Raw genomic sequence first — 12,258 nt, 5'->3', positions numbered from 1 at the left:
ACCTCCGTTCTAAAGCTGCTCTATCATCCCAAAACCAGATCCCGTCATTGTACCGAGTCCGTTTTGAAGAAAATATTTTTGTAAATAAGGTTCTGCTGTTAATTCAAATACGCCTACCGAACTTTCAATATGTATATCATGGCAATAAACAACTACTTTTTTCATTGAAATTGGCGTTATTTTCATTTTCTCTAAATCATAACGAGCTTGTACCCCAAACTCCTCTTCTAAAAAAGGAGACATATTTCTTTTTAAAGTTGATTCAAACGCTTCATTTTCAAAACTATAAAACCAATTTTTATACGTATCTTTATGGTGATTTCGACTAATAATAGGAGAAAGCGTTTTCAAAACTGTTTTTTCTCCGATGATTTTTTTCTCCGTATCCATGATAACACTTTTAATAGTGATATTATTTTGAGATGAAAATGGTATTTTATTATTCTTTAATTGCATAAAAGCGTTATAAAAAATCACACCTGTTTCTGCATTTCCAGTAGAAAAATTAATGATACAATTCTTCTCTTCTAAATAAATTTCCATTTTTTTATTTTGAGGTTTAGGAAGATATACTGAAAAAGTATAATTTTTCCTTTGATTACTTCCAAAAAAAGCTTGATATTTTTCTGGGACAGTTTTCTCAATTCCTGTTTTGAATAAACTGATTATTTTACTTCGATAATCTTTTGGAATTATATTTGATTCAAAATCACAATTGATTCGTAGTCTCATCGTGTCACCTCCTCCGCTATTTGTGTTTAATTTAACATAAAATAACTACTAAATCCAGTGAAAATAAAACCCTTAAAAAAGCAGTGTATTTCTTGGCATTTCTCATTTATATTATTGAAATAATTCACTTTTATTCTCAAGGTGATTCAGAGCTTGATTAGTTACTACTTTTTAAAATATATTAAATAAGCATGAATATTATTACAAATATCTAGAATTCAAAGGCTGTTTTATAAGTCGTAGTCAAAATATTCACATCTCTACCACCAAAATCATTAATTCCAATATTTAAATTAAAACCCGCCACTTTTCATCGTAACTCCCATCTTACCTCACGCCCTTTTTTAAAATAAACTGTCTGCTCAGAAATGTGGGATATGATGGGAAAAACACTTTCGTTAATTTCATTTTACATGAATCCAACGAAAGTGTTTTTCTTTTATTCTCATTTTTAGTGGCAGTGCCTATTTGGCAAGCAAAAACATAACCCCCTCGCCGTCTAAAACTCGATCAAAGGTTCAACATTAGCGTGTAAAGCGTATGCTCGTATCCATTCCTTAAATCCCTCTTCTCCGTCCTGTCAGCCATTTTACCGTGAACACTTCCTATTTAATTCGTTTCTATCTCTTGTGCTGGCTTACCACGAAGCTTCTAACGCTTCCCTACTCGCTTGTATCGCTTCTGTTCGAGTCGTTTGTAGCCACGTAAATACCGCATCTCCTGTCGCTGATTCAAAGGCGTCTTTTAACGTCACTTGCACTGCTTGGAGGTCTTCTTGTACCGTCGGATAATTTTTTTGTACACGGTCCATTTCTTCATCAAGTACATCCTCTATTTTTGTAGCGCCTTTTTTGACGGCTTTCTTTAAATCAATTTTTTGCGCTTGCTGGATAAGCTCTCTTTCTGCCATCACTAAATTGCTTCGTTCTTTGTCACTTAAATCGCCTTTATCGAGCCGTTCTCTTAATTGTTTTGCTTGATACAGTAATTCACCAGAACGACTGCCTGTTGCCATTTCCATGCCTCGTTGATACGTACTTTGATACATACATAAACCTCCTATGGCTGATTATGAGCTATCCAATCTCCTAAAGAAATATCTTTCTCTCGTATCGATTGTGCTGCTTGAATTAATTCCTCTTGAAAACCACGTAAACGTTGCATTTGTTGTTCATTTAACACATAAAAAGCTTCAAATTTAGCTGGGTCATGAAAAGTATAAACCCCACCATGATATTTCACCGCACGCTCTGTTAACGCTTCATCCACATCCCATACCGTTAATTCACTAAAACGAGCGCCTTTCCTCGTATCATCCTCTAAATCTGCTCGAAGCTTTCGCGACCTTTTCGCTACTTCTTCCTCTAAATCTTGCATGCGATATTGGGTTTGTTGCATAATCGCTAACACATCATCCAATCGACGAGCTTGTTGAATGACCATATCTGGATTCACTTTTAATTTCGCTGAACCACTGGCAGTAAACATGCCAGCAAACGTTCCCTTTAAATGCCCCATGAAAATGTACGAACCTAAAGACACATCCGAATTCATATCCATAATAAATTGTTTCCCTATCACCATACCTCCAGGAACAATCTTTCCTACTGGATCTAAACGATGACGATAATCTGTAATAAGGCTATCAAAATCTCCATTTTCCACTGCTTCTTGTTGTTCCTTCGTCAATAAGCGAAACGGATTAGCTGCTGCATATGTCACCGTTTTTTTCTTTTTTTGTACGCCCATATATTGCGATAAAGCACCACCTAAACTATGCCCTGTAAACGTATAATTGGGAATCTGATAATCCTTTAACGTCTGATTCACAAACACTTGATAATCATAAAATTGGTTGTCTGTATTGCTGTACCAAGCTGGTAATTGAGCAATTCCTTTTCCCGGTAACGACCATTTTTTAGCAAAATCAGCCACTGTTTGAGACGGTTGTCCTACAGCTTTTTTTAACTTTCTATCCGTTTCTGGTTTCTGTCCAATACCCAGTTTCCCAACATCCGTGTGGATCCAATCCTTCATAAATTGCTTGGCATTTGGTTCTGAACCTCGTGCCACAAAAATAGCGTCATCATAAGATGTTTTTCCTTTTTTGTACTCTTTTGCTTGTACAACGGCGACGGCTTGTAAACCACTTCCTTGTTTATCAATCGAATTAATTACACGCCACTGTGAACCATCTTTTAATCTTATTAATAATCCTCGCTTTAATACTTTGTTTTCATATACTTTATCAGCTAAATTAAAATATTGTTCGTCTGTAAATTCTGCCATTTTCATCACCTCGTATGTTATACTTACCTTGTATGAAACAAAAGACGGGAGTTTACTACATGAAAAGAAAAAAGAAATTCATCATCATATCAATCATACCACTTATTATACTATGTATCATTTTAGGAGGGTACTTATACATGAAACATCAAGAAAAAGAATTAATGACTGAACAAAAACCACGTATTGAAAAATTTTTAAACTACACTTATAACGACATAGAAAAAATAACTCTCATAGGTACTCATACTAATCCTACTGGGGTAGTCCATATCGAGGGATACGTTAACGATAATAAAGAACTTTGGATTGATGCTCCGATGGATAGTAAAAATGGTGTAGAAGTCGTTGATACAGCAACAGAATTGAACAATAATTATTTAAAAAAAGAGTTCCTCTATGAATCTAAAAATGTATCTGAGATTGAAGCCGAAGAAAAAGCCAAAAAGAAGAAAGAAAAAGAATCTAATACAGAAGAATCTTCGTTAAAAACACGTTCTGTTCAAGAAATTATGACTGACCTGCAGTCTCTAGAAACTTCTATCCTTCAAAATAACCGACACCCTCTCTAACAAGAAACTAATTTTGCACTAGTTCCTTGTTTTTTTGTTGCAATTTCTCAATTTACTCCAAACGGACATAATTGTTTCTATCTGGTTTAATCCGTTGCGTAGAACCATGTTTCTACTCTTTCATTTTCACACATCGAAAAACGCATCTGTCTCTTGGTATGTATTGAATTTCCCTTCCACACATGCCAATTATACTGTTCAATAATTAACCACATTTTCAAAATCAATTTCGATATTTAAGTCCCTTCGATTTATTATACAATTGCACGTTCAGAGGATATAAATGTCGACTTCGTTCTTTCTTCCCACATATTCCAGAAGTATTTACATTTCACAATAAGTAGTTAAAACGATTGACTAGGTAAAAACTTATAAAACAACTGCAGTATTTACATTTCACAATAAGTAGTTAAAACTCATTTCCTTTTTCGAAATAAAGACACAAATCGTTATTTACATTTCACAATAAGTAGTTAAAACGTAGGATTTCACCTACTCTTAAAATATTTTATCCTTCATTTACATTTCACAATAAGTAGTTAAAACCGAAGTAGCGAGACAAAAAATAGAACTCACGAGAGGATTTACATTTCACAATAAGTAGTTAAAACAATTAAAAGATTTGCGAATTGAAAGCAATTTAACTTAATTTACATTTCACAATAAGTAGTTAAAACCAAAAGCCAATATATCCAGCTCCCCAGCAAGGTAATTTACATTTCACAATAAGTAGTTAAAACTATCAAGAGCAGTTATTTTTCTAGCAATACAGACATTTACATTTCACAATAAGTAGTTAAAACGAACTTAGTAGCAGTAATGTAGCTATTTTAAAAACATTTACATTTCACAATAAGTAGTTAAAACTTAATCAAAAGTTCGAAGTGACTAAACATATAGTTGAATTTACATTTCACAATAAGTAGTTAAAACGAAAACTAGTATCAATGACTGGCGGACTAATAAAATTTACATTTCACAATAAGTAGTTAAAACTGCGAATTTCTAATTTCAATTTTTGCCCCTTCTAAATTTACATTTCACAATAAGTAGTTAAAACTGATGTTCTCTTGCTTGAAAGAACCTTTATATCCAGTATTTACATTTCACAATAAGTAGTTAAAACCTTCAACAACAGCATTAACTACTAAAACGGATGTGGTATTTACATTTCACAATAAGTAGTTAAAACAAGTCACCGGAGATTATTGCGCTAAGTGGCTTTGACATTTACATTTCACAATAAGTAGTTAAAACGCAGCGCAGTGGACTTCGGTAGGCAGTCAGGTAAAATTTACATTTCACAATAAGTAGTTAAAACGCAATAATCGTTGACTTTTCTAACGTTTGTATCGCATTTACATTTCACAATAAGTAGTTAAAACTTGATGGGGTTTACTTGCCTATTTCCCCTCGTTTATATTTACATTTCACAATAAGTAGTTAAAACTGTCTTTTTAGCGGTCGCAATGTCTATTGTTAGCTTATTTACATTTCACAATAAGTAGTTAAAACAGCATATCCGCAAGTTTTTTGTTAGCATTTTTAATTATTTACATTTCACAATAAGTAGTTAAAACGTTCCGCGAAATCCGAATAAATCTGGAAAGCCTTTATTTACATTTCACAATAAGTAGTTAAAACAAGGAATTTGCAAAAGATTCTCGCATATTTCTTTATTTACATTTCACAATAAGTAGTTAAAACTTTGTTACAAAATACTATCAACTAGAAGGTTATGTATTTACATTTCACAATAAGTAGTTAAAACAATTTCTGTTCTTATTCCCATCTTTTCTAACTCATATTTACATTTCACAATAAGTAGTTAAAACAATATGATATAAATCCGCTGTCTTAGTCTGAAAAATTTACATTTCACAATAAGTAGTTAAAACTAATTTCACCGATGCTTTCACTTGTTCATTTATCACATTTACATTTCACAATAAGTAGTTAAAACCCAGAGTCCTCTTCCGGAGCATATTGCTCTTCAATATTTACATTTCACAATAAGTAGTTAAAACCCGAATCATGGAAGATGCGAATTTGATTCAAATGACATTTACATTTCACAATAAGTAGTTAAAACCAAATTCCATAAAACCTTTATCCGAGTTCTTAAAAAAATTTACATTTCACAATAAGTAGTTAAAACAGTCTTATTAATTGCGTTTATATTAGCGCCAATGAAATTTACATTTCACAATAAGTAGTTAAAACGAGAAATCAGGGGAAGTACTAGCAGCTTCCGGCTTGAATTTACATTTCACAATAAGTAGTTAAAACAACATACGGAATGCTTTTTATTTTCTTTGTATCGATATTTACATTTCACAATAAGTAGTTAAAACCTTCGGCAAATCACCAATGGAAATTGTCCACAAAAAAATTTACATTTCACAATAAGTAGTTAAAACCCGTCCATTTTCATCCCTACTCCCATCTTACCTCACAAAGCTATTTTTGTCGACCTATCTCAAAATTGGCTTTTCAACTTCCTAAAATTACTATTCAAAACCCAAATCCCTCCCACTCTCATTCTCTCCCAATGTATCCCGCAAATCTGTCGGTCTCCAGTACTTTTTACGCTACCACACATCGACAGAAAACACATAAACTTGTAAACGCTTACCATCTATGCTAAAATCATTCTATAAACAAATAACTCACTCAGGAATGTTACCTAATTTGGGCATAACCTAGATAGATTGGAAGATGGCTTTTGGGCTTTTTTCTAATTTATCTGGGTTTTTATTTTGCTAAATACTTATAAAAAAGGAGAACAAGAATGAAGAAAAATGTTTTGAAAGTGATGGTTATGTTTTGCGCTTTACTTCTGATTGCGGGCTGTGGGAACGATTCAACTTCGAGCAAAACAAAAACAACAGAAAAGAAAGATGGTACAGTGACATTTTATGTTGTACGTCATGGGAAAACAATGCTTAACACCACGGACCGAGTGCAAGGATGGTCTGATGCAGTACTTACACCTGCTGGGGAGGAAGTTGTCACGTCTGCCGGAAAAGGATTAAAAGATGTTGATTTTGGGGCTGCTTATAGTAGTGACAGTGGGCGCGCTATTCAAACGGCGAACCTTATTTTAGAAGAAAGTGCTAAATCCTCGGATACTAAATTGCAAACAGATGCACGTTTCCGCGAATTTAACTTTGGATCATATGAAGGCGATTTAAATCACAATATGTGGTCAGATATTGCGAAAAGCCAAGGGAAAACATTAGAAGAATGGCAAAGTGCTGGAATTTCACCAAAAGAGTTTGCTGATAGCATAGCAAAATTAGATAAAACACGCGTGAAAGAAGGCGAAAACTGGCCAGCTGAAGATTATGCAACTATTCAAGCTCGACTTAAAGATGGAATTACAGAAGTAGCGAAAAAAGAAAGTAAGAAAGGCGATGAAAATGTCCTTCTTGTTTCTCATGGGCTAAGCATCGGTGCACTTCTTGATACTATTGAGCCTGGTTATAAACTTCCAGCAACTGGTATTCAAAATGCTAGTGTTACAAAAATCACTTATAAAGATGGTAATTTCAAAATTGAAGATGTAAATGATATGAGTTACGTAGAAAAAGGTCAAGAATAAATAAAAAAAGGAGCCTACCCACGGCTCCTTTTTCTTATCTTGCTATTAACGTATCACAAATCGCATGTGCCATAATATAAGATGAAACGCTACCTAATACTAGTTTTTCGACTCGGTTCATCCCTGTAGCTCCACAAATAATTAAGTCTGCTTGGAACTGTGCTGGAATATCAGTTGAAAGTAAGACTTTTGGATTTCCTTTAGCAACGAAAGTTTCTACTTGTTTCACTCCTGCTGCTCTGGCTTTTTCTGCGTATTCATTCACGTTACCTTTCAGTTCAAGTTCTGCTTTTTCTTCCAAGGTACCATCATAGGAAACGTTTGGCGAAAAGGCACGTAAATCTACAATACTAGCAATCCCAAGCACTCCATCTAATTTCAGTGCCAATTCTAATCCTTTTTCAAATGCTAGTTTTGCTGGTTCGGAACCATCTACAGCGACAAGAATACGGTGATATTTATCCATAATACTAACCTCCCATAGCTTTTCTTATAGTATACTTTACCCTATAAAAAGAATTTTAGGCTACACTTTTTGCAGATAGTTTTACTGGATTATTTCCGTTTTTTTAAGAGAATTAGTGCTGTAAATCCCATCATAATGCTAGTAAACGCCACTGGCCAAGTACCAAGACCCGCATCACCTGTTTTAGGAAGTTTTTGTTCAGTTGTTCTTGTTATTTCTTTAGTTGTTGCTTCAGTATTTTCTTTAGTAGTTAAATCGCTTGGTGATTCTACTGATTTTTTTGGCTCTTCCGCTGTTTTAGTCGGTTCTTTTGTTTCGACTGTTTTATTGTCTGTCGGTTTTTCTTTATCTTCTGGTTCTGGTTTTTCTTTTGTCGGTGGAACTGGTTTTTCTGGGTCAACTTTTGCTGTAACGGTTACGATGATTTGGACTGGATCGGCTTTTTGGCCACGTTCATTTTCCGCATTTAATGTTACTGTATATTCGCCTGGTGTATTTAAATCTACTACATCATTAAAGTCACTTGTAAGCGTTGCGTTTTCCGTTGCCGAGCTATGTGTCTCTGTTAGAAACGCTTCGATGGTTTTAGTCGTTTTCTGTTCATAGCTGATAGATGGGTCTGCTTTAATGATTGGTTTTGCATAAACAGTTACTTTCACTTCTACTGGATTTGCTTTAAGTCCCGCGCTATTTTCCGCATTTAATGTTACCATATATTCTCCTGGTGTATTAAAATCTACTACTTGATCAAAATTGCTTTGAACTGCTGTACCATCGTCTGTTTCTGCATGAATATCTTTTAAAAATTGGTCTTCAGTTGTTGGTGTATATTGGTTATAGCCAATACTCTCATCTGCAGTTAAATCAAGTGTATGACTGATGTCAAAGTATTGATCATATGTTCCAGCTGATATCGTATAGGAGCTCATGTTTGGTGGTGTTGGATAACTACCAGTCGGAAAATCAAAGCGAGCATTGTACTCAAGTTCTGTTAAACCATCAAACTCTTCTTTGGTAACACCGTTTATTGTAATACCGTCGTCTGTAATTGTTAGGCGTGAGCTCGCAACAGCAACATCATTAAAACCTACATAGGTGTTACTAGCAGAAGTCGATTTCGAAAATGGCGCCACTGTTCCATCAAAGCTAGTTAATGGGTTTGGCATCATCGAAAATGGTAAATAAAGTGTTTGATCTGCTGCATTATAATCAAGTTTGCCAGACTTCAAAGCAATGCGCGGATTAGTTCGACCCGTATTTTGACCAAATGCTGCCAGAGCTTTAAGTTTACCATTCTTAAAACTAGCAAAATCATTTAAAGGTCTAAAATCATCAATACCGTCAAATTGAAGAAATAGTGTATCTAAATTTTCTAATGATGCTAATTCAGAAATATCTGTGATTAACATCGAATTTTGTGCATAAAGGTATCTTAATTTAGGTAATTTATTAAACTTTTCGAAAATATTATGAGTAACATTTTTGCTGCTGACATTAATACTTTCTAAATTTGTCAACTGGTTCAAATCCGGGAAAAAGCTGTCTGTAATCGCATCACCGGAAACAGATAAATATGTTAAAGCTATTTGATTTTTAATTGGGTTTAACGTAGTAATATTCGTATTGCTAATATTAAGCGTATTAAGATTTACAGCAGCTTCTAAACCTGTCAAGTCTGTATAGTTCGTTCCTGAAATGGTGACTGATTTTATTAGTGCCATTTGGTCATTTGTAATATCAGCATCACTTGCTTGCTTGAGCTGGCCGTTTAGATATGTTTTTAATGCCGCATCTGGAATATTTACCACACTATTTCCAGAAGAAGTTTCTTCCGCAAAAACTGGTAAAGTTGGATATGTTAATGTAACAACACATATAATTGCTATTAAAAGTTTAAAAAGTTTTTTCATAATTCTCTCCTTGTCGCTCCATTTATTATCCAAAGTATACAGTCGGCGAAAACAACTAACAATACATTTTGAGCAGGAAAAGCAATTCTTTCTTGAGTGAATATTCACTCTATTGAAATTAAAATAATAAGATTGCCTTTAAACCTTTCAGTTAAGCGATTTCTTTTCGTTTTTAAATTGACAGAAAATTATAACTACGTAACAAATTAGACACAAATTTAAAAATAGAGCTAATAAAATCGGCAAAATTTCCTTATTTAAACTCACTAGAGACTTTAGGATTATAACGAAAAATAGATATCTTAACAGTTATTCCAGACCTGAATTTATGCTATACTGTTGATATTGACAGAAAAAGGGGTATTATTTATGAACAATGAACAAAGCATGAATCAACAAATTGCTTTATTTTATTTTGGTTATAAGGCTTTTACCGAAACAGCAGATTTGATAATTGCGAAACATTCACTGAAAAGACTACACCACCGGATTCTCTTTTTCACAGCAAGAATGCCAGGTCTTACAATCAACGAGCTTTTGACATTTCTAGAAATTTCCAAACAAGCTTTACACCAACCGCTTGCTGAATTGAAAGAACGCCAACTGCTTACAATCGAACAAGGTACTCAAGATAAAAGGCAACGTTGTATTTTTTTAACACCAGCTGGTAAGGAATTAGAAAATGAACTTGGTGCCGCACAGCGCAAACAAATGGCACAAATCTTCGTAGAATCCTCTGATACGAATGGGAATTATTTTACTGAAGTAATGGAAGGTTATGCGAAAAATCGTCCTGGCGCTGCACTTATTAAAGATTTTAAGGAGTGAGTTAAATTGGAAAAATTGTTATTTATTCAAACTGGTTTTGGGGTAGATGTTCATGGCCAAAGCATCACGAAAGCAGCTGAACGAGCAGTAAGAAATGCTATCTTCACTAACTCAATGCCTGGCATTCGTAGTCAACTTCCAGAGAACCGTTTAGAGAATATGGTGGTTAATATCAAACTCGCGTTACCTTGTGATGCGGATAAATTAGATGAGGAAGTTATTCGCGCGATTATTCCTTATGGTACAGTGACGATTGAAACAATGACTGGTGGAATGCTCACAACTAGCGGAATTTTCTTAGAAGATAAAGAAGACAAAAATGATTTAATGTATATCGTCAATGCTTCTGTGGAAACAGGATATTAAAAAAAACATCTGACTTGGCTCAGATGTTTTTTTCTGCTATTAAATAATCTAAAATCGCTTCTAACATTTGTTTATTATTTTCTGGCACATTTCTTTCTCGCATTTCGACGACGCTTTGAACAAATTTTCCCGGAGTAATGAATTCCTCATCAATTTGCAAAATCGTCTCTATCTCCGCTTTTTCCATTTCAAAATGAAATTGCAGTCCAATGACTTTTTCGCCGTATAAAAAACCTTGGTTCACACAACCTTCACTACTAAATAAACGGGTCGCTCCATTTGGTAAGGAGAAAGTTTCCTGGTGCCAATGGAAGACATCAAGCTTTTCTGAAAAAAAAGGTAGTTTAGTGGAGGTTCGATTAACTGGGAACCAGCCTGCTTCTTTTTCCTCATTTATAGAAATATTACTTCCTAATGCAGTTGCAATTTGTTGAGCACCGAGGCAAATACCAAAAACAGGTTTTTCTTGGTTTATTAATTGTTTGATTAAATCGCGTTCTTCTTTTAACCAAGGAAATTCAGCTGTGTCGTTTACTCCCATTGGTCCTCCAAGCACAACCAGAAATTCTGAATTGGTTGGAAGTTGATTGCTTTTATTATACAAATAATGCATCTTTAATTGATGTTGATTTTCTTTCGCCCATTTCGCGATAAGTCCTGGTCCTTCGTGTGGCACATGTTGTAAAACGTCAATAAGCAAATCATCATCTCCCGCCATTTTTTCCTATTATGAAGGAAAAAGCATCTTTTCGCAACTAGCGCTTTTTGTTCAATTATATTTTTTTAACACCTCATTTTTTACTTCTTGGTATTTGATGATATCTTCCTCTAAATCCGAAATAAAATCATATTTTTGCACTTCACCTACCGTATGGAAATGATTCATGTCGTTTTTTTGCTCCAGTAGTGTTTTATTATATTTACCATAACCTAAACTCGTAATCGAGCTTACTTTATCCGTATCATGTCCGCCATTTAAAAATAGGATATATTCTTGTCCTTTTTCGAGTGCAATGTAATTTTCTACCGCTTGATATTCTCCTGAAGTTAACAACCACGGTTCTGAAATAGCTATTTTTTCACCAAGTTCAAAACTGCCTTTGTAGTTTTTGATTATTTCTACTTCCGTTATGGTGCCGTTGTTTCCTTTACTAATTTCTTTATTTCGTATTAATTTTACTTGGACAATATCTTCGCTGTCTGATTCTAACTCTGCTAGATTTTGTGGTATCTTATAATCAGCTTTAATAATACTATTTTTATGAATTTTGGTATTTGGGGATAGGACTTCATTTTGTGAAGAGCAACTGGCTAGTAGAATCAGTACCAATAGGACGGGGAAAAACGCTTTTTCCATTGGTGTTTCCTCCTTTTTATGTATTCTTGTTGTTTTTGAGTTGGTCAATATTGTAGATATGTTTGAAGGTTAGACAAATTTACATTTCACAATAAGTAATTAAAACCCGCTTCATTTTTTCCTTACTCCCATCT

11 protein-coding genes and 1 CRISPR repeat array are annotated in these 12,258 nt (G+C 34.2%); of the genes, 4 read left to right on the top strand and 7 right to left on the bottom strand.

Annotation, left to right across the window (positions count from 1 at the left end; all coding sequences use genetic code 11):
• Positions 1-9 precede the first annotated feature (9 nt).
• From cas6 to JL53_RS02735, 3 genes are all read right to left on the bottom strand, one after another.
• Complete coding sequence (gene cas6, locus JL53_RS02745; RefSeq protein ID WP_038406692.1) at positions 10-732, bottom strand: CRISPR-associated endoribonuclease Cas6; 723 nt, start codon at positions 730-732, stop codon at positions 10-12.
• Between the two features lie 637 nt (positions 733-1,369).
• Positions 1,370-1,780, bottom strand: a complete 411-nt coding sequence (locus tag JL53_RS02740; RefSeq protein ID WP_038406691.1) for a hypothetical protein — start codon at positions 1,778-1,780, stop codon at positions 1,370-1,372.
• An 11-nt stretch (positions 1,781-1,791) separates the two neighbouring features.
• Positions 1,792-3,021: a hypothetical protein gene (locus JL53_RS02735; protein ID WP_052010537.1), complete on the bottom strand. Its 1,230-nt coding sequence runs from the start codon at positions 3,019-3,021 to the stop codon at positions 1,792-1,794.
• Between the two features lie 140 nt (positions 3,022-3,161).
• Here JL53_RS02735 and JL53_RS02730 point away from each other — a divergent pair, with 140 nt between their 5' ends.
• On the top strand, positions 3,162-3,593 hold the full coding sequence (locus tag JL53_RS02730) for a DUF1433 domain-containing protein (protein WP_077916402.1): 432 nt from the start codon (positions 3,162-3,164) through the stop codon (positions 3,591-3,593).
• A 322-nt stretch (positions 3,594-3,915) separates the two neighbouring features.
• A CRISPR array of direct repeats spans positions 3,916-6,013; the repeat unit is 29 nt; unit sequence ATTTACATTTCACAATAAGTAGTTAAAAC.
• Positions 6,014-6,384: 371 nt separating this feature from the next.
• Positions 6,385-7,197 carry a histidine phosphatase family protein gene (locus JL53_RS02725; protein ID WP_038406689.1) on the top strand — a complete coding sequence of 271 codons (813 nt, stop codon included), beginning with the start codon at positions 6,385-6,387 and terminating at the stop codon, positions 7,195-7,197.
• A 34-nt stretch (positions 7,198-7,231) separates the two neighbouring features.
• Here the strand turns inward: JL53_RS02725 and JL53_RS02720 are convergent, their stop codons facing one another.
• Positions 7,232-7,663, bottom strand: a complete 432-nt coding sequence (locus JL53_RS02720; RefSeq protein ID WP_038406688.1) for a universal stress protein — start codon at positions 7,661-7,663, stop codon at positions 7,232-7,234.
• Between the two features lie 89 nt (positions 7,664-7,752).
• Positions 7,753-9,573 carry a LapB repeat-containing protein gene (locus tag JL53_RS02715; RefSeq protein WP_038406687.1) on the bottom strand — a complete coding sequence of 607 codons (1,821 nt, stop codon included), beginning with the start codon at positions 9,571-9,573 and terminating at the stop codon, positions 7,753-7,755.
• Positions 9,574-9,942: 369 nt separating this feature from the next.
• Between JL53_RS02715 and JL53_RS02710 the strand changes: the two genes are divergently transcribed.
• Together JL53_RS02710 and JL53_RS02705 are read left to right on the top strand one after the other, a co-directional pair.
• Positions 9,943-10,401 carry a MarR family winged helix-turn-helix transcriptional regulator gene (locus tag JL53_RS02710; protein ID WP_038406686.1) on the top strand — a complete coding sequence of 153 codons (459 nt, stop codon included), beginning with the start codon at positions 9,943-9,945 and terminating at the stop codon, positions 10,399-10,401.
• A gap of 6 nt (positions 10,402-10,407) precedes the next feature.
• Positions 10,408-10,767: a Lin0512 family protein gene (locus JL53_RS02705; RefSeq protein ID WP_003718596.1), complete on the top strand. Its 360-nt coding sequence runs from the start codon at positions 10,408-10,410 to the stop codon at positions 10,765-10,767.
• 19 nt (positions 10,768-10,786) lie between these two features.
• On the opposite strand, the gene JL53_RS02700 is transcribed toward JL53_RS02705, so the two are convergent.
• Both JL53_RS02700 and JL53_RS02695 read right to left on the bottom strand, forming a co-directional pair.
• A complete protein-coding gene (locus JL53_RS02700) occupies positions 10,787-11,467 on the bottom strand; it encodes a type 1 glutamine amidotransferase (protein WP_038406685.1) in 681 nt (226 codons plus the stop codon).
• Between the two features lie 69 nt (positions 11,468-11,536).
• Positions 11,537-12,124, bottom strand: coding sequence for a hypothetical protein (locus tag JL53_RS02695; RefSeq protein ID WP_003718594.1), 588 nt, complete (start codon positions 12,122-12,124; stop codon positions 11,537-11,539).
• Positions 12,125-12,258 lie beyond the last annotated feature (134 nt).

The organism is Listeria ivanovii subsp. londoniensis (assembly GCF_000763495.1).
Classification (GTDB): domain Bacteria; phylum Bacillota; class Bacilli; order Lactobacillales; family Listeriaceae; genus Listeria; species Listeria londoniensis.
This window is presented reverse-complemented; position numbering and strand designations above follow the sequence as displayed.

What these genes read in the sequence shown, in the direction of transcription:
- JL53_RS02735 (WP_052010537.1), bottom strand. Translation starts at nt 3,021, where the DNA reads ATGGCAGAATTTACAGACGAACAATATTTTAATTTAGCTGATAAAGTA.
- JL53_RS02730 (WP_077916402.1), top strand. Translation starts at nt 3,162, where the DNA reads ATGAAACATCAAGAAAAAGAATTAATGACTGAACAAAAACCACGTATT.
- JL53_RS02695 (WP_003718594.1), bottom strand. Translation starts at nt 12,124, where the DNA reads ATGGAAAAAGCGTTTTTCCCCGTCCTATTGGTACTGATTCTACTAGCC.
- JL53_RS02710 (WP_038406686.1), top strand. Translation starts at nt 9,943, where the DNA reads ATGAACAATGAACAAAGCATGAATCAACAAATTGCTTTATTTTATTTT.
- JL53_RS02720 (WP_038406688.1), bottom strand. Translation starts at nt 7,663, where the DNA reads ATGGATAAATATCACCGTATTCTTGTCGCTGTAGATGGTTCCGAACCA.
- JL53_RS02725 (WP_038406689.1), top strand. Translation starts at nt 6,385, where the DNA reads ATGAAGAAAAATGTTTTGAAAGTGATGGTTATGTTTTGCGCTTTACTT.
- JL53_RS02715 (WP_038406687.1), bottom strand. Translation starts at nt 9,573, where the DNA reads ATGAAAAAACTTTTTAAACTTTTAATAGCAATTATATGTGTTGTTACA.
- JL53_RS02740 (WP_038406691.1), bottom strand. Translation starts at nt 1,780, where the DNA reads ATGTATCAAAGTACGTATCAACGAGGCATGGAAATGGCAACAGGCAGT.
- cas6 (WP_038406692.1), bottom strand. Translation starts at nt 732, where the DNA reads ATGAGACTACGAATCAATTGTGATTTTGAATCAAATATAATTCCAAAA.